The 16,297-nt window shown below is 69.4% G+C and carries 15 protein-coding genes; 7 read left to right on the top strand and 8 right to left on the bottom strand.

Going from position 1 to position 16,297, the window contains the following annotated elements; genetic code table 11:
• Positions 1–16: 16 nt before the first annotated feature.
• Positions 17–505 carry a cupin domain-containing protein gene (locus AC1RR5_RS06030; RefSeq protein WP_492920219.1) on the bottom strand — a complete coding sequence of 163 codons (489 nt, stop codon included), beginning with the start codon at positions 503–505 and terminating at the stop codon, positions 17–19.
• Positions 506–702: 197 nt separating this feature from the next.
• On the opposite strand from AC1RR5_RS06030, the gene AC1RR5_RS06025 reads away from it, so the two are divergent.
• Complete coding sequence (locus AC1RR5_RS06025) at positions 703–822, top strand: hypothetical protein (protein WP_492920217.1); 120 nt, start codon at positions 703–705, stop codon at positions 820–822.
• Between the two features lie 13 nt (positions 823–835).
• On the opposite strand, the gene smpB is transcribed toward AC1RR5_RS06025, so the two are convergent.
• Together smpB and dapA are read right to left on the bottom strand one after the other, a co-directional pair.
• Entirely contained in the window at positions 836–1,297 is a 462-nt protein-coding gene (gene smpB / locus AC1RR5_RS06020) for an SsrA-binding protein SmpB (RefSeq protein WP_454716805.1), read from the bottom strand.
• Positions 1,297–2,181 (bottom strand): 4-hydroxy-tetrahydrodipicolinate synthase, encoded by an 885-nt coding sequence (dapA, locus tag AC1RR5_RS06015; RefSeq protein ID WP_492920216.1) that lies wholly within the window; start codon positions 2,179–2,181, stop codon positions 1,297–1,299. Before dapA ends, smpB begins: the two co-directional genes overlap by 1 nt.
• Positions 2,182–2,426: 245 nt before the next feature.
• Here dapA and AC1RR5_RS06010 point away from each other — a divergent pair, with 245 nt between their 5' ends.
• Positions 2,427–4,532: a lytic transglycosylase domain-containing protein gene (locus AC1RR5_RS06010; protein ID WP_492920215.1), complete on the top strand. Its 2,106-nt coding sequence runs from the start codon at positions 2,427–2,429 to the stop codon at positions 4,530–4,532.
• Here AC1RR5_RS06010 and AC1RR5_RS06005 read toward each other — a convergent pair.
• The 4 genes from AC1RR5_RS06005 to AC1RR5_RS05990 are packed head-to-tail and all read right to left on the bottom strand — an operon-like array spanning position 4,529 to position 7,707.
• Entirely contained in the window at positions 4,529–5,281 is a 753-nt protein-coding gene (locus AC1RR5_RS06005; protein WP_492920214.1) for an ABC transporter ATP-binding protein, read from the bottom strand. The two genes, AC1RR5_RS06010 and AC1RR5_RS06005, sit on opposite strands and share 4 nt — an antisense overlap.
• The gene (locus AC1RR5_RS06000; RefSeq protein ID WP_492920212.1) at positions 5,278–6,264 is read right to left on the bottom strand and encodes a FecCD family ABC transporter permease; all 987 of its coding nucleotides are present in this window, start codon (positions 6,262–6,264) and stop codon (positions 5,278–5,280) included. Before AC1RR5_RS06000 ends, AC1RR5_RS06005 begins: the two co-directional genes overlap by 4 nt.
• Complete coding sequence (locus AC1RR5_RS05995) at positions 6,261–7,067, bottom strand: ABC transporter substrate-binding protein (RefSeq protein ID WP_492920210.1); 807 nt, start codon at positions 7,065–7,067, stop codon at positions 6,261–6,263. Before AC1RR5_RS05995 ends, AC1RR5_RS06000 begins: the two co-directional genes overlap by 4 nt.
• Before the next feature lie 4 nt (positions 7,068–7,071).
• Entirely contained in the window at positions 7,072–7,707 is a 636-nt protein-coding gene (locus AC1RR5_RS05990; protein ID WP_492920208.1) for a TetR/AcrR family transcriptional regulator, read from the bottom strand.
• Between the two features lie 208 nt (positions 7,708–7,915).
• Between AC1RR5_RS05990 and AC1RR5_RS05985 the strand changes: the two genes are divergently transcribed.
• From AC1RR5_RS05985 to AC1RR5_RS05970, 4 genes are read left to right on the top strand one after another with little or no spacing between them, the layout of a single operon-like run.
• The gene (locus AC1RR5_RS05985) at positions 7,916–9,334 is read left to right on the top strand and encodes a glycosyltransferase (RefSeq protein ID WP_492920207.1); all 1,419 of its coding nucleotides are present in this window, start codon (positions 7,916–7,918) and stop codon (positions 9,332–9,334) included.
• A gap of 17 nt (positions 9,335–9,351) precedes the next feature.
• Positions 9,352–10,263 (top strand): RsmD family RNA methyltransferase, encoded by a 912-nt coding sequence (locus AC1RR5_RS05980; RefSeq protein WP_492920205.1) that lies wholly within the window; start codon positions 9,352–9,354, stop codon positions 10,261–10,263.
• Positions 10,264–10,265: 2 nt separating this feature from the next.
• Positions 10,266–11,069, top strand: a complete 804-nt coding sequence (locus AC1RR5_RS05975; protein WP_492920203.1) for a TrmH family RNA methyltransferase — start codon at positions 10,266–10,268, stop codon at positions 11,067–11,069.
• A 4-nt stretch (positions 11,070–11,073) separates the two neighbouring features.
• The gene (locus AC1RR5_RS05970) at positions 11,074–12,027 is read left to right on the top strand and encodes a DUF4424 domain-containing protein (protein ID WP_492920201.1); all 954 of its coding nucleotides are present in this window, start codon (positions 11,074–11,076) and stop codon (positions 12,025–12,027) included.
• On the opposite strand, the gene hrpB is transcribed toward AC1RR5_RS05970, so the two are convergent.
• The gene (gene hrpB, locus AC1RR5_RS05965) at positions 12,024–14,465 is read right to left on the bottom strand and encodes an ATP-dependent helicase HrpB (RefSeq protein WP_492920200.1); all 2,442 of its coding nucleotides are present in this window, start codon (positions 14,463–14,465) and stop codon (positions 12,024–12,026) included. The two genes, AC1RR5_RS05970 and hrpB, sit on opposite strands and share 4 nt — an antisense overlap.
• 178 nt (positions 14,466–14,643) lie before the next feature.
• Between hrpB and AC1RR5_RS05960 the strand changes: the two genes are divergently transcribed.
• Entirely contained in the window at positions 14,644–16,227 is a 1,584-nt protein-coding gene (locus AC1RR5_RS05960) for an amino acid permease (RefSeq protein WP_492920199.1), read from the top strand.
• The last annotated feature ends 70 nt before the right edge of the window (positions 16,228–16,297 follow it).

Below are 16,297 nucleotides of genomic sequence, written 5' to 3'. Positions count from 1 at the left end.
ACAACCGTCGGATCGGTCATTTCGCGCCAGGCAACTTGATGCCGAGCAGGACCAGTCGGTCGCCGGTAATCCCGAACCAGTGCGGTGCGCCCGCAGGGATCAGGATGACGTCGCCGGCGCCGAGGGTTCGTGTCACGCCGCCGTCGATCTGGCCGCCCTCGATCAGATTGGCGTTCTTGGCCTTTGGATCGGTCATGGTCCCGCCCGAAACCAGCGTGCCCGCGCCTTCCAGCACGATGGCGTATTCCGCGTCCGTGGGGTGAATGGCGGGACGGCCCGGCTTCTTCCAGATTTCTATCGCCGCCACGGTGGCGCCGTCGCGGACCAGGGGCCGCCACATGAAGCCCTGGTCGGGTTTCATCGCGGCGAGCATCTCACGCAGCTGGGCCTGGACATCCGCGCCGCTCGCGAAACCGGACGGCTCGGCGGCGTTGGCGACGCCTGATGAGAGCGCCAGCAGCAACGCCGTCGCGCAGATCGTGAAGGCCTTGGCCATCGTCTTCATCGCAGCTCTCCCCAGGTCGTGAATCCGCGACAGAGGGGGCCATCGCCGCCGATTTAAAGCTAGCCCCCGAATGGTCTTAGGCGCGCCGCGCCAAGCCTTTACAATCGTTGACAATCATTCGCCCCTGGTAGGGCTAACATATTCATCAGGGACTGATTTGCCGCGCTTGGGATGGCGCGGTTAGCCGGAGCCACGTCATGGCCCAGATCACGCGTAATCAGTTGCGTACCGAAGTCCGAACCTACCTTCTGGTGAGCGCTGGCGCGTTCGCCCTGGGCCTGGCCATCGGCTTCATCAGCCTGGGCGGGCTCTCCTAAGCGAGAGCCCCCTTTAGTCGTCGCGGCCGCCGCTCTTCATCAGGCGGGCCTTGTCACGCTGCCAGTCACGCGCGGCCTCGGTCTCGCGCTTGTCGTGGTTCTTCTTGCCCTTGGCCAGGCCGATCTCCAGCTTGGCCAGGCCCTTCTCGTTCCAATAGAGCTTTAGCGGGATCATCGTCCGGCCGTCGCGCTGGACCGCGCCGATCAGCTTGTCGATCTGCTTGCGATGCAGCAGCAGCTTACGATGCCGGCGCGGCTCGTGATTGAAGCGGTTGGCGTGGCCGTAGGGCGGAATGTCGGCGTTGATCAGCTTGATCTCGCGCCCTTCGACCGACGCATAGGACTCGGCGATGTTGGCCCGGCCGACGCGCAGCGACTTGACCTCGGTGCCGGTCAGCATGATGCCGGCCTCGAAGACCTCTTCGATGAAGTAGTCGTACCGGGCGCGCCGGTTCTCCGCGATCGGCTTGGTCATTACTCGAGACCGGCCTCGCGCATCGCTTCCAGGATCGTCGGACGCACGGCTTCGGCGCAGGTGGTGATCGGCAGGCGCGCCTCGTCCGAGCACAGGCCCAGCTGGGCCATGGCGAACTTGGTCGGGGCCGGCGAGCTGTCCAGGAACAGGGCCTTGTGCAGGCGCACCAGGCGATCCTGCCAGTAGAGCGCGGTTTCCCACTGGCCGGCCATGCAGGCGTTCATGAAGGCCGCGCAGGCGTCCGGGGCGACGTTCGAGGTCACCGAGATCACGCCGTGGCCACCGTGAGCCATGTAGCCCAGGGCCGAGGGGTCATCGCCGGTCAGCAGCACCCAGTCGGGGCCGCACAGCAGACGCTGCATGCTGATGCGGGTCAGGTCGCCGGTGGCGTCCTTGATGCCGATGATGTTGGGCAGCTTGGACAGGCGCGCCAGGGTTTCGTTGGAGATGTCGACGCCCGTGCGACCCGGCACGTTGTAGACGAACACCGGCAGCTCCACGGCGTCGTTGATCGCCTTGTAGTGCTGGTACATGCCCTCTTGGCTGGGGCGGTTGTAGTACGGGGTCACGACCAGGCAGGCGTCTGCGCCGACGGCCTTGGCGTGGGCGGCCAGCTCGACGGCCTCGGCGGTCGAATTGCTGCCCGCGCCGGCGATCACCGGCACGCGGCCGGCGGCGGTCTTCACGCACAGCTCGACGACGCGCTTGTGCTCGTTGTGCGACAGGGTCGAGGTCTCGCCGGTGGTGCCGACCGGCACCAGGCCGTGGACGCCGCCCGAGATCTGGCGTTCGACCAGGGTCACGAACGCTTTTTCATCCACCTCACCGTCCCGGAACGGCGTGACCAGGGCCGGAATGACGCCCTTGAAGTGAGACTGGACCATGACTTGCAAATTGCCGTGAGCAGACGCCGCATCGGTTGCGGCAGGATGATGGGGGCGGACAATATGTCCGTGCCCCGCCGCACCGCAACCGGCGTGTCGGGACAGAGGTGGGGATTTGATGGGCCAAGCGGGTGCGGTCAAGCCCCGCCAACGGCTCTTAAACCTATTAGAGCCTGAATCGTCGCATAGGGGACGGCTCTAGATTCGAGTACAAGGCCTTTCGGGGGCCGGTGATGGAGAGTGCTTTGGCTTCAGTGGCGCGTCGGATTCTGCTCGGGGGAGCCTGCATCGTGGCCTTGGTCGTGGGGGCGGCTGACGCCCAGACGACGGCGGGCTATGCGACGCCGTACCAGAGCCAGCCCGGCCTGATCACCACGCCGCCGACCGCCGCGCCCGGCGCCCTGTCGGACACCGACTCGGCCAACCTGCAGTCCTCGCTGGCCGCGTCGAAGCGCGGCGACGTCTCGGGCGCGCGCATGGCCATGGACAGCCTGCAGGACCCGATCGCCAAGAAGATCGCCCAGTGGCAGCTGGTCGACAACAACGCCGAGGCCTTGAGCTTCTTTGAGCTGGACGCCGCCCGCCGGGATCTGTCGGGCTGGCCGCGCGGCAGCCGCCGCGACGCCGCCGCCGAGAAGACCCTGTCGACCTCGGGCCTGGATCCCGCCCGCATCATCGCCTGGTTCGGCGGCGCCCAGCCCGCCACGGCCGACGGCGCCATGGCCTTGGCTTCGGCCTATCAGGCCACCGGCAGGAACCAGCAGGCCACCGACCTCATCCGCCGCACCTTCCGCGACAAGGTGTTCGAGGCCGACACCCAGCGCAGCATGATCGCCCGCTTCGGCGGCGTGCTGACCGCCGACGACTACGCCCGCCGCGCCGACATCCTGCTGTACGGCCAGCAAGGCCCGGCTGCCCGCGACATGGTCGCCATGCTGTCGGACACGCAGGCCTCTACCGCCCGCGTGCGCATGGCCTATCGCTCCAATTCCAGCAGCGCCAACACGCTGTACAACGGCCTCACCCCCGACCTGCAGGCCTCGCCGGGCGTGGTGTTCGAGCGCGCCGCCTATCTGCGCCGCGCGGGCATGGACACCCTGGCCCTGCCGATGGTGGTCAACTTCCCGGTCCCGCCGACCGAGGAAGCCTCGACCGCGATCTGGAAGGAGCGCAAGCAACTCATCGTCTCGGCCCTGAAGTCGGGCAACAGCGCGGCCGCCTATGCCGCCGCCGACAACACCCAGGCCCTGGCCCCGGCCGACATCGCCGAGAGCGAGTTCTACGCCGGCTGGATCGCCCTGACCCGCCTGAAGAACCCCGACGCGGCCGCCGCCCACTTCGCCCAGATCGCCGCCGTCGGCGCCTCGCCGATCACCCGTGGCCGGGCTCTCTACTGGCAGGGCCGCGCGGCCGAGGCGCAAGGCGACCTGATCGCCGCCCAGGCCTTCTATTCCGAGGGCGCGCGCCACATCACCACCTTCTACGGCCAGCTGGCCGCCGAGAAGGCCGGCATCAAGGAACTGCGCCTGGACCGCGACCCGGTCATCACCCAGGCCGACCGCGCCCGCTTCTACGGCCGCGAGCAGGTGCGCGCCGCGCGGATCCTGGCCGACATCGGCAGCCGCGACCTCTTCCGCAGCCTGGTTCTGTATATCGACGACACCCTGCCCAACGCCGAGGAGTCAGCGCTGCTGGTCGACCTGGCGCGCGGCTATGGCGACCAGGACCTGGCCATGCGGGCCGTCCGCACCGCCGCCCAGCGCGGCATGATCCTGCCCGAGCGCGGCTATCCGCTGCTGGACCATCACTTCACGCCCGGTCCGGGCGCGGCCGAGACGGCCTTCGTCTATTCGATCTCGCGCCAGGAAAGTAACTTCGATCCGGCCGCCCGTTCGGGTGTCGGCGCGCGCGGCATGATGCAGCTGATGCCGGCCACGGCCTCGCTGGTCGCGCGCAAGCTGGGCGAGAACCACTCGGTCGATCGCCTGGGCGAGGCCTCGTACAACATGCGCCTGGGCTCGGTGTATCTGGGCGACATGATCAGCGGCTTCCGCGGCTCGTACATCATGGCCGCCGCCGCCTACAACGCCGGTCCTGGCCGCCCCGCCGCCTGGGCGGGCCTGTGCGGCGACCCGCGCGGCGCCGGCACCGATCCGCTGGACTTCATCGAGTGCATCCCGTTCTCCGAGACCCGCAACTACGTGATGCGCACCCTGGAGACGACCATGGTCTACCGCGCCCGCCTGAACGGCGGCGTCAGCCCGCTGACCCTGTCGGCGGACCTCAAGCGCGGGGGTTACGTCTACATCCCGTCGGTGGCCTCGGCCGACACGGCGACGGCGCAGCCCTAGACGCGTTTCGCCGCCAGCACCGGCCCGACGTCGGTCTGGACCAGCTCGCCATCCAGCCGAAAGACGTGGCTGAGGATGAACCGCGACAGGGCTTCGCGCGGCTTGCCCTCGGCGACGATACGGCCGTGATCGACCACGATGATGCGGTCGCAGGACCGGGCGGCCAGGCCCAGGTCATGCAAGGTCACGACCACCGCCGCGCCCTTGCCGGCCTCGGCGCGCAGCAGGTCCAGCGTCAGCAGCTGGGCGTCGGGATCCAGGCCCGCCACCGGCTCGTCGGCGACCAGCAGCGGGGCACGGGTGGTTAGCAGCCGCGCCAGCAGCACCCGGGCCCGCTCGCCGCCCGACATGTCCAGCACGCCGCGATCGGCCAGCGCCCTGGCGCCCACGCGCTCGAGGCACGCCAGCGCCAGGACATCCGCCGCATCGTCGGCGAGATCGCCTGCCCCCAGCGCCGCGACCATGCGGGCCGGCAGGTTCCAGGCCACGCGGCGGTCTTGCGGCAGGTAGCCGACCAGCTTGGCGCGCTCATCCGGTTTCAGCTCGGCCAGCGCCTTGCCCGACAGCCGCGCCTCGCCGGCCGACAGAGGCAGCAGGCCCAGGCCCGCCCGCAGCAGGCTGGTCTTGCCCGCGCCATTCGGACCGACCACGCCGACCACCTCGCCGGCGGCGACGGTCAGGGACGCTGCCTCCAGCACCGTCTTGCGGCCCTGGCGCGCGGTCAGGTCATTCAGTGTCCAGACACTCATGCCCGCCAGCTCCGCGAGGCCCGCCATGCCAGCAGGGCGAAGGCCGGCGCGCCGAACAGGGCTGTGACCACGCCCAGTTTCAGCTCCTGCTCCGTCGGGATCAGGCGGGCGGCCAGGTCGGCCAGCACCAGCAGCAGAGCGCCGGCCAGGGCCGAGGGCCACAGGATCCGCCGGGGGTCGTCCTTGACCAGCGCCCGCACCAGATGCGGCGCGGCCAGGCCCACGAAGCCGATCACCCCCGCCGCCGCCACGGCCGCGCCGCTTAGCAGGGCCGCGCCGGCGACGGCGAAGACCCGCAGGCGCGACATCGGCAGGCCCGACATCCGCGCGGCCTCCTCGCCCAGGGTCAGCATCCGCAGTCCCTGCCCGGCCCGCACGCAAAGCGCCGTACCGACCGCCATCGGGACCAGCGCCCGCAAGGCGTCCATCCAGTCGCGGTTCTCGACCGAGCCCATCAGCCAGGCCAGGATCTCGGCCGTCGTCACCGGCGAGGGCGACAGGTTGAATACCAGCGCCGTCAAGGCGCCGCCGAACGCCGACAACGCCACGCCGAACAGGATCAGCGCCTCGGGCTCGCGGAACCGCGCCGTCAGGGCGACGACCATCGCCCCGGCGACCAGCGCGCCCACCAGCGCCGAGATCTCGATCGCGCCCGGGACGATGGTGAGGCCGGCGGAGATCGCCAGGGCCGCGCCCAGGCCCGAGACAGCCGAAACGCCCAGCACGCCGGGATCGGCCAGAGGATTACGCAGCAGCCCCTGCATGGTCGCGCCCGCCAGGCCCAGCGCCGCGCCGACCAGGGCCGCAACGGCCACGCGGGGGGCACGAATGGTCCACAGCACCTCGCCTGGCGGCGAGGCCGGATGGCTGAGCGCCTGGGCGTACTGGGCCAGGGCCAGCGGCGTCTCGCCCAGCGACACGGCCAGCACCGCCGCGCCAGCCAGCACCAGCAGCATCAGGAGACAGAGGCGGGTGACGCTCATCGCGCGGCCTTGGCCAGCATTTCGGCGCCGTCGGCGGCGAACCAGCCGGGGCAGCCGACCACCGCGGCGGGCAACGAGGCCACGGTGTGGGTAGCGACCGCCTTCTGCAAGGCGGCATGGCGGCCCGGCCCCCAGCGGTCGGCGCCGGCGCGAATGCGGTCGAACAGGCCCAGCACCACCGCCGCCGGCGGCTGCATGACCATCCGCTCCAGCGACACCGGCGCGAAGTACGGCGTTTTGCTGGCGTTCCTGTAGCCGGCGCTCTTGAACATGGCGTCGATCAGCGTGCCCGAGCCGGCCGTGTAGCCGCCGGGCGTCAGGTACAGCGCTGGCCGCCCCTGCCCCGCCCCTGCTGAACGGGCCAGCTTCGTGTCCATGCGAGCGATGAGCGCCTCACCCTCAGGGCGGCGATCCAGAGCGGCGGCGACCTTGCGGACATTACCGCGCACGCCGTCGAAATCGGCGGCGTCATCCAGGGCGACGGTGGTGATGTTCTTCTTGTCCAAGGCCTTGGAGAGCCGCGCGTCGCCGCCCCACAGGCGCACCACCACGTCGGGCCGCGCCGCCACCAGGCTCTCGAAGGTCGCCCGGCGCAGCGGCAGGCCGCCGGCGCGATCCCGCATGTAGCTGTCGCTGGAGATGGCCCGATACGACAGGCCCACGATGGTCTCGCGTGGCGCCAGGGCCAGCACATACTGGTCGGCGCAGGAATCCAGCGACATCACGCGCGGCGCAGCGAAGGCCGCGCCAGGCGCGAGCGCGAACGCCGCCAAAAGCGCTAGCAAGGCCTTGGCGGCGCTCACGAAATCAGTCCGTGACCAGGCCGTACAACAGGCCGTCCAGCATCACCTTCATCAGGTGATCGGGATCGGACCAGCTCCGCGAGGGCTTGGTGATCAACAGCGACACCAGGCCGTGGCAGCCGCTCCACAGCACCTCGGCCGCCTCGACCGCCGAGCCCGAGCGCAGGCGGCCCTGGGCGGCGATCTGGTGCACCGGCTCGCTGAATTTCTCGAAGCACCGGTCGCCCAGCGCCATGACATCGGCGCTCTTGTCCGACGAGACGTGCTCGCCGGTGCTGCAGAACACCAGCTGGTAGGTGTTGGGGTTGTCGAGGGCGAACTTCATGTACGCCTCCAGCATCACCCGCACCCGCGAGACCGGATCGATCGGCTGGGCCGCGATCTGGGTGTTCAGTTCCAGCAACCGCTCGATGGCGTCGTTGCTGATTTCCAGCAGGATCTGATCCTTGTCGCGGAAGTGCATGTAGAGCGCCGTCGACGAAACCCCCACCGCATCGGCGATCTTGCGGATCGTCGCGCCGGCGTACCCTTCGGCGATGAAGATCTTCTCGGCCGCCGCCAGGATCTCGCCTCGGCGCAAGTGCCCGTCGCCCTTGGGCTTTCGCGCGGACTTGTGAGGCTTCTTCAGAACGACCGTCACGGACTTGGCTTCCCCTGCATTTCCCCGGTCCGACACTAAACGGGAATCACTCAGCCGTCGCAAGAACGTGCGTGGCAGGAGAATTTCGGCGAACCCGGCCTCGCGCGCGCGAGGAACACATCCCAAAACGCGCATTTTTCCATTTGACAGCCTTCGGTTGCGATTCCGTTATGCGCGCCGTTGGGGCGAGCAGCGTTCAGGGATCTCCATGGCGCGCGAGGAAAGACGGCTGGACCTTGCGTCCACGCCGATGGGCGGACCTGCGTCTGTAGGGCAAGCCGGACCAGTCGATGTCGGGGCGCGCGACGGGGCGCACCAGACCCTGTCGCGGGGGCAGGCGGCCTGCGTGGCCCTGGCCGGCCTCTTGGCCGCGTTGGGCGTGGCGCTGGATCCGACCAGCGCCATGACGGCGATCCATCACCTGTTCTTCGGCGTCTTCCTGCTGGGCGGGGCCACGCGTCTGGCGGCGGCCTGCACGCCGCTGCCGCCAGCCTCATCGCCTGCGCTCGCAGACGCGGACCTACCGACCTACACGATCATCGCCCCGCTCTACCGTGAGGCCGAGGTCGTGGCCGAGCTGGTTCAGAACCTCATCGCCATCGACTATCCGCGCGACCGCCTCCAGGCCCTGATCGTGCTGGAGGCCGACGACGAGATCACCAAGGCGGCCGTGCGCGCCATCGCCCTGCCCGCCTTCGTCCAGGTGCTGATCGCGCCGCCGGGCACGCCCAAGACCAAACCCCGCGCCTGCAACCACGCCCTGGACCGCGCGCGCGGCGAGCTGGTCGTGATCTACGACGCCGAGGACATGCCCGAGCCGGGCCAACTGCGCGAAGCCGCCGCGCGGTTCGCGGTCTCGGACACGCGCCTCGCCTGCCTTCAAGCGCCGCTACGGATCGAGGCGCGGGGGTTCTCGCGGTTCCTGCCCTCGCAGTTTCGCCTGGAATACGCCGCTCACTTCGAAGTGCTGCTGCCAGCCCTGGCTCGCTGGGGCCTGGCCTTTCCGCTGGGCGGCACCAGCAATCACTTCAAGACGGACCTGCTGCGCCGGATCGGCGGGTGGGATCCCTACAATGTCACCGAGGACGCGGACGTCGGCTTTCGCCTGGCGGCCGCCGGTTACCGCCTGGGCGTGATCGGCCGGCCCACCTGGGAGACCGCCCCGACCACGGTCGAGCAGTGGTTCCCGCAGCGGGCCCGCTGGATCAAGGGTCACATGCAGACCCTGGCCGTCCATGCGCGCGGTCCCGTGCCGCTGCAGCCGCGCAACGCCGTGGCCCTGGTCCTCACGCTGGCACAATCGGTCGCCTCCTCCCACCTGCATGGCCCGGTGATGGCGGTGGCGATCGTGGCGGCCGTGATCGACTACGCGCCGGACGCGGCCTTCGGCGTCTCGGTGTGGGACCTGATGCTGTACATGCTGGGCTGGGGCTCGGCGGCGATCGCGGGAGCGCGCGGGATCATGCGAGCCGGCGGTCGGCCCAAGTCGCTGCACCTGCTGGGCATGCCGCTTTACTGGCTGTGCCAGAGCGCCGCCGCCGTCAAAGCGCTGCACCAGTTCATCACCGCGCCGCACCGCTGGGACAAGACGCGACACACGCCGCGCTCTGGACCTCCCCACCCGTAAGGCGGTATGGGCGGGCGATGGCTCCGAAGATCGCTCCCGCCCCCATCGTCATGCGCACCACCGGCTGGGCCGACTACGCCCTGCTGGACAGCGGCGCTGGCAAGAAGCTTGAGCGCTATGGCCGCTACACGGTCGTCCGCCCCGAGCCGCAGTGTTTCTGGGCCCCGCGCCTGGACCAGAAGGTCTGGGACAACGCCGACGCCGTCTTCGATCCCAGCGACGAGGACGAGGCCGGCCGCTGGCGCTTCAAGGGCAAGCCGATCGAGAAGTTCGACCTGGCCTGGGGCGGCGCCAAGTTCCACGGCCAGTTCACGCCGTTCCGGCACCTGGCCTTCTTCCCCGAGCAGGCCGCCAACTGGGCCTGGCAGGACGAGCGCGTCCGGGCGCTGTGCAAGACCTCAGCGTCTCAGCCCAAGATCCTGAATCTGTTCGGCTATACGGGCGTGGCCTCGCTAGTTTGCGCCGCCGCCGGCGCGGCCGTCACCCACGTCGACGCCTCCAAGAAGTCGGTCGGCTTCGCGCGTGAGAACGCCGCGTTCGCCGGTCTGGCCGACAAGCCCATCCGCTGGATCGTCGAGGACGCTCGCAAGTTCGTGGCCCGCGAGGTCCGGCGCGGCAACACCTATGACGGCATCATCCTGGACCCGCCCAAGTTCGGTCGCGGCGCCGATGGCGAGGTCTGGCGCCTGTTCGAGGACCTGGCCGCCCTGAGCAAGGACTGCGCCGCCCTGCTCTCAAGCGACGCTTCGTTCCTGCTGATGAACGCCTATGCCGCCCGTGTCTCGGGCGCGGCGATGTCGGGCCTGCTGGCTCAGGAGCTGGAAGGCCGCGGCGGCGTCATCGACTGGGGCGAGCTGTCGCTGGTGGAGGAAAAAGGTGACCGCCAGATCGGCCTGTCCTTCTTCGCCCGCTGGTCGTCGGAGGCCTGATAATGAACGCCCCCAACCAAGCCAAGACCGTCACCTCCCTGACCAACAACACCGTCAAGGCCGTCCGCGCCCTGCACATGCGCAAGGAACGGGAAGAGAGCGGCCTGTTCCTGGCCGAGGGCCTGAAGATCGTCATCGAGGCGATCGACTGCGGTCACGCGCCCAAGATCGTCATGTACGGCCCCGACGCGGCCGACCATCCGATGCTGAAGAAGGCCGTCGCCTCGTGCCTGAAGGCCGGCGGTGAGGTCATCGAGGTCAATCGCGAGATCCTGGAAAAGGTCTCGCGCCGCGACAACCCGCAGGCGGTCGTCGCTGTGTTCCAGCAGGTCTACACGCCCCTGTCGGCCATCGTGCCCGAGAGCGCGCCCTGCTGGGTGGCCATGCAGGCCGTCCGCGATCCTGGCAACCTAGGCACAGTCATCCGCACCGCCGACGCGGCCGGCTGCGGCGGGGTGATCCTGGTCGGCGACTGCGTCGACCCCTATTCCGTCGAGGGCGTGCGGGCGACCATGGGCTCGATCTTCGCCGTGAAGATCGCCAAGGCCAGCATCCAGGAGTTCCTGGCCTGGCGCGAGACCTGGCCCGGCAGCGTGGTCGGCACCCTGCTGACCGCCACGGTCGACCACAAGTCCGCCGACTACGTGAAGCCGTCGCTGATCCTGATGGGCAACGAACAGCAGGGCCTGCCGCCCGAACTGGCCGCTGCCTGCGACGTCAACGTCAAGATCCCGATGCGCGGCCGCGCCGACAGCCTGAACCTGTCGGTGGCCACGGGGATCATGATCTACACGGTCACGGGCTAAAGCGATGCGGATTCTGGCGGGCGTCCTGCTGGCCCTGACGCTTTCGGCTTCCGCTCACGCTAACGACACCTCGGCCGAACTGGCGGCCGGCGGCCTGGTCATCACCAAGAACGATGCCATCGAGATGCGGAGCGAAGACCTCTTCATCTCGCAGGAGGCCGTCCTGGTCACCTACGGCTTCCTCAACACCAGCGGTCGCGACGTCACCATCCGCGTGGCCTTCCCGATGCCCGACCTGGGCGGCCCCGACATGTTCAAGAGCGACGTCTCGGTCCCGGTCGACGCGCCCGCCAACATCCTGGCCTTCGCCACCACCGTCGACGGCAAACCGGTCAAGACCGAGCTGGAGCAGAAGGCCCTGGCCGACGGCGTCGACCGCACCGCTTGGCTGATCGCCAACCACATCCCCCTGGCCGTGCACCAGGACGCGGCCTCGGCGGCGATCGGTAAGCTTTCCAAGGCGAAGCGCGACGAGGCGCTCAAGCTGGGGCTGATCGACGAAGAGGGCGAACCGGTCTGGGTGCTGCGCTCGACCTATCACTGGATGCAGACCTTCCCGGCCGGCAAGCCGGTGACGATCCAGCACCGCTACACGCCCTCGGTCGGCGCCACAGTCGGCACGATGCTGGGACTGGGCAAGGACAGCGACCAGGAGACGGCCAAGACCTACTGCGTCGATCCTTCGATCCAGACGACCCTGGCCCGCACCGTCCACGACGGCCAAGGCCCGCGCTACACCGAGCACTGGATCAAATACGTCCTGGTCACCGGCGGCAACTGGAAAAAGCCGATCGGCGATTTCCGCCTGACCGTCGACAAGGGCGCGGCCAGCACCTTGGTCAGCTTCTGCGGCGACGGCGTCCGCAAGACCGGCCCCACCCGCTTCGAGATGCGCAAGACCAACTGGCGGCCGGAAAAGGACCTGTCGATCCTGTTCCTGATACCCTACGGGGACTAGGTCCCGCGCGGTTTCGCCCGCGTCGTCGGTGCGGTGTTGGCCGGGTCGTCCGGCCAGACGTGGCGGGGGTAGCGGCCTTTCATCTCGACCTTCACTTCGCGCCAGGAGCCCTTCCAAAAGCCCGGCAGGTCGCGGGTGATCTGGATCGGCTTGTGGCCGGGCGACAGCAGCGACAGCACAAGCGGGACCTTGCCGCCGGCGATGCTGGGGTGCTCGGTCAGGCCGAACAGCTCCTGCACGCGGATGTCGATGCGCGGGCCGGCCTCGGCGGCGTAGTCGATGGCGACGGTGGTGCCGGTCGGGGCCTGGAAGCGGGCGGGCAGCATCTGGTCGACCTGTCGCTGCAGGTCCCAGGGCACCAGCGACCGGATCGCGCCGTCCAGGCTGCTCTCATCAACGCTGGCCAATGACGAGCGGCCAAGCAGCAGCGGCTCCAGCCATTCGTCGAGGCGAGCGACCAGGGCGGCGTCCGAGAGGTCGGGCCAGGCCGCATCATCAAGCGCCTTCAGGAAGGCGATCCGGCTGCGGAAGCTCTGCACGCCCTGCCCCAGCCTCAGGCTCGGCAGCCCGTCGACGCGGACCTGGTCCATCAGCGCGCCGGCGATCATGGCCGGGTCGGGGTTGTCGATCAGCTGCTCTTTCAGGACCAGCTTGCCCAGGCGCAGCAGGCGCTTGGCGCGGACCTTGCCGCCGGCGGTCTCCAGGCGGTCCTCGGCGACCAGGCGATCGGCGAAGGCTTCTCGCAGGTCGGCTTCGTCGACGGCGGCGGCCAGCAGGATGCGGTCGCGGCTGTCGCCGCCGCCTAGCTCGCCGACAGCCAGCCAGCTCTCGCGGGCCAGCGGATCGGTTGGCTCCAGATAGACGCCGCGCCCGCCAGCCAGTTGGAACTCGCCGGGCTTGCCGCGCGCCTTGGCCACGCGCTCGGGATAGGCCTCGGCCAGCATCAGGCCGGTCTCCAGCGTCTTGGCGCCGGAGGGGCGGCCGGCTGCGCGGCTCCAGCGTTCGACCAGGGCCATGGCGTCGCGACTTCTCGGCGAGCGGTCGCGGTGCAGATTTTCCAGCCGCCGACGCAGGTCGACATCCTTGCCGCCCAGGCCTTGCTCGGTCAGCAGGGCGGCGATCTCGGCCCCCTCGCGGGCCTGGCCCGAGGCGGCGGCGCGGACGACCATGTGGGCCAGGCGCGGCGGCAACGGCATCTCGGCCAGGGCCTTACCGTGGGTTGTCAGGTCGCCTGCTGCATCCAGCGCCTGGATGCGGGTCAGCAAGGTCCGCGCCTCGGCGAAGGCGGCGGCGGGCGGCGGGTCCAGAAAGGTGAGCCCCGAAGGGTCGCGCGCGCCCCAGCGGGCCAGATCCAGCGCTAGGCGCGACAGGTCGGCCTCCAGGATCTCGGGCCGCGCGAAGGCCGGCAGCGAGCGGGTCTCGGGCTCGTCCCACAGGCGGTAGCAGACGCCGGGCTCGGTGCGGCCGGCGCGGCCTCGGCGCTGGTCGGCGGCGGCGCGGCTGACGCGGACGGTCTCCAGCCGCGTGATGCCCGAGGCAGGATCGTAGCGCGGCACCCGGGCCTGGCCGGCGTCGATCACCACGCGCACGCCCTCGATGGTCAGGCTGGTCTCGGCGATCGAGGTGGCCAGCACCACCTTACGCCGGCCGGCCGGCGCGGCGGCGATGGCGCGGTCCTGCACGGCGGGTTCGAGCGCGCCGTACAGAGGCGCGACATCGACGTCCGGCCGGCGCAGGCGCTCGTTCAGCCAGCTCTCGGCGCGGCGAATCTCGCCCTGGCCCGGCAGAAAGACCAGGATCGAGCCCCCCTCCTCGGCCAGCGCCCGCTCGACGGCGCGGCCGACGCGCTCTTCCAGGCGCTGGCGCTCGTCGCGGCCCAGATAACGAGTGTCGACCGGGAACATCCGGCCCTGGCTCTCGACCACCGGCGCGTCATTCAGCAGGGCCGAGATCCGGGCGCCGTCCAGGGTCGCCGACATGATCAGCAGCCGCAGGTCGTCGCGCAGCACGCTCTGGACGTCGCGCGCGAAGGCCAGGCCGAGGTCGGCGTCCAGGCTGCGCTCATGGAACTCGTCGAACAGCACGGCGGCGACGCCATCCAGGCCCGGATCGTCGAGAATCATCCGGGTAAAGACACCCTCGGTGACCACCTCGATCCGCGTTTTCGCCGAGACCTTGGACTGCAGGCGCACGCGGAAGCCGACCGTTTCGCCGACAGATTCGCCGAGATTGGCGGCCATCCGCGAGGCGGCGGCGCGGGCGGCCAGGCGGCGGGGCTCCAGGACGATGATCTTGCGGCCCTGGACCCACGACTCTTCCAGCAGCGCCAAGGGCACGGCCGTGGTCTTGCCCGCGCCGGGCGGCGCGACGAGAACGGCGGTCTCCCGCTGTGCTAGGGCGCCTTTCAGCGCCGGAAGGGCCTCGAAAATGGGCAACATCGCGCCCGCTTTAGCCGCAGCCGCCCCCGCCGCCAAGCAGCGCTGGACTAGGCACGGGCGCGGAGAACATTTACGCGCATCCGCTGCTCGACCTTGACCCCATGCTCATAAACGGGTCACGGTCCGCAAAATTTTCTAAAGGCGACCCCCGGGGGAGTCTTGCCTATCAGGAGGAACTATGTGGCGCGTTAAATCGCTTGATGCGATCCTAGCGACGGCTGAGAAAAAATCCCTTCACCGCTCGCTTGGTCCCATCCAGCTGACGCTGCTGGGTGTCGGCGCGATCATCGGTACGGGTATCTTCGTTCTGACCGCCGCCGCCGCCCAGAAGGCCGGCCCGGGCATGATGTGGTCCTTCGTGATCGCCGGCGCCGTCTGCGCCTTCGCCGCGCTCTGCTACTCCGAACTGGCCTCGATGGTCCCCGTCTCGGGCTCGGCCTACACCTATTCCTACGCCGTCATGGGCGAACTGCTGGCCTGGATGGTCGGCTGGGCGCTGATCCTGGAATACGCCGTGGCGGCCTCGGCCGTGTCGGTCGGCTGGTCGGGCTACTTCCTCGGTTTGATCGAGAATGCGCTTGGCTTCCACTGGCCTGACGCCCTGCGACACGGTCCCGCCTGGTCGATGAACGGCTTCATGCCGGTCGCCGACTTCAGCGCCGGCATCGTCAACGTCCCGGCCATCATCGTGGCCCTGGCCGTGACCGCCCTGCTGGTCATCGGCACCACCGAAAGCGCCCGCGTCAACGCCGTGCTGGTGGCCATCAAGGTCACCGCCCTGACGGTGTTCGTCATCATGGCCCTGCCGGTCCTGAAGACCGGCAACTTCTCGCCCTTCACCCCCAACGGCTGGACCGGCCCGGCCGGCACCAGCGGCATGGGCGTGATCGGCGCCGCCGCCTCGATCTTCTTCGCTTACGTGGGCTTCGACGCCGTCTCGACGGCCGCCGAAGAGACCAAGAACCCGCAGCGCAACGTCCCGATCGGCCTGATCGGCTCGCTGGCCCTCTGCACAGTCTTCTATCTGCTGGTCGCCGCGGGCGCGATCGGCGCCGTCGGCGCTCAGCCGGTGCACGGCATCGACGGCTCGGTCGTCCAGCCGGGCTCGGCCGCCTTCACCGCCGCCTGTAACCTGGCCGCCAACAAGGACCAGCTGGTCTGCTCGAACGAGGCCCTGGCCCACGTCCTGCGCCAGATCAACTTCCCGGTCCTGGGCAACCTGCTGGGCCTGGCCGCCAACCTGGCCCTGCCCTCGGTCATCCTGATGATGATCTACGGTCAGACCCGAATCTTCTTCGTCATGGCCCGCGACGGCCTGCTGCCGCAGAGCTTCGCCACGATCCACCCGAAGTGGAAGACGCCTTACATCGTCACCATCTTCACCGGCGTCTGCGTCGCCATCGCCGCCGCCTTCTTCCCGGTGGGTCAGCTGGCCGACATCTCGAACTCGGGCACGCTGTTCGCCTTCTTCATGGTGTCGATCGCCGTAATGGTGCTGCGCGTGAAGGATCCGAACCGTCCGCGTCCGTTCCGTACGCCGCTGGTGTGGGTCATCGCCCCGATCGCCATGCTCGGCTGCGCGGTGCTGTACTTCAACCTGCCCTTCGAGGCGATGGCCGTGCTGCCCGTCTGGGGCGCGATCGGCCTCGTGATCTACTTCGCCTACGGCTTCCGCAAGAGCCATGTCGGCAAGGGCCTGCGCGGCGAAGTCCACGAACTGGACGACGACGCTCCGCCCACCGGCCTGCCCGGCGCGGAATGATCTTGATCTGCGGCCACTAGGCTTTAGGTCAGAGAGGGCGGGCGCTTCGGCTCCCGCCCTTTTCTTTTGC

The sequence above is a fragment of the Caulobacter sp. GW821-FHT11E11 genome, from assembly GCF_058808315.1.
This window is presented reverse-complemented; position numbering and strand designations above follow the sequence as displayed.

What these genes read in the sequence shown, in the direction of transcription:
- AC1RR5_RS05960 (WP_492920199.1), top strand. Translation starts at nt 14,644, where the DNA reads ATGTGGCGCGTTAAATCGCTTGATGCGATCCTAGCGACGGCTGAGAAA.
- AC1RR5_RS05970 (WP_492920201.1), top strand. Translation starts at nt 11,074, where the DNA reads ATGCGGATTCTGGCGGGCGTCCTGCTGGCCCTGACGCTTTCGGCTTCC.
- AC1RR5_RS05985 (WP_492920207.1), top strand. Translation starts at nt 7,916, where the DNA reads ATGGCGCGCGAGGAAAGACGGCTGGACCTTGCGTCCACGCCGATGGGC.
- AC1RR5_RS05980 (WP_492920205.1), top strand. Translation starts at nt 9,352, where the DNA reads ATGGCTCCGAAGATCGCTCCCGCCCCCATCGTCATGCGCACCACCGGC.
- AC1RR5_RS06030 (WP_492920219.1), bottom strand. Translation starts at nt 505, where the DNA reads ATGAAGACGATGGCCAAGGCCTTCACGATCTGCGCGACGGCGTTGCTG.
- smpB (WP_454716805.1), bottom strand. Translation starts at nt 1,297, where the DNA reads ATGACCAAGCCGATCGCGGAGAACCGGCGCGCCCGGTACGACTACTTC.
- hrpB (WP_492920200.1), bottom strand. Translation starts at nt 14,465, where the DNA reads ATGTTGCCCATTTTCGAGGCCCTTCCGGCGCTGAAAGGCGCCCTAGCA.
- dapA (WP_492920216.1), bottom strand. Translation starts at nt 2,181, where the DNA reads ATGGTCCAGTCTCACTTCAAGGGCGTCATTCCGGCCCTGGTCACGCCG.
- AC1RR5_RS06005 (WP_492920214.1), bottom strand. Translation starts at nt 5,281, where the DNA reads ATGAGTGTCTGGACACTGAATGACCTGACCGCGCGCCAGGGCCGCAAG.
- AC1RR5_RS06025 (WP_492920217.1), top strand. Translation starts at nt 703, where the DNA reads ATGGCCCAGATCACGCGTAATCAGTTGCGTACCGAAGTCCGAACCTAC.
- AC1RR5_RS06000 (WP_492920212.1), bottom strand. Translation starts at nt 6,264, where the DNA reads ATGAGCGTCACCCGCCTCTGTCTCCTGATGCTGCTGGTGCTGGCTGGC.
- AC1RR5_RS05975 (WP_492920203.1), top strand. Translation starts at nt 10,266, where the DNA reads ATGAACGCCCCCAACCAAGCCAAGACCGTCACCTCCCTGACCAACAAC.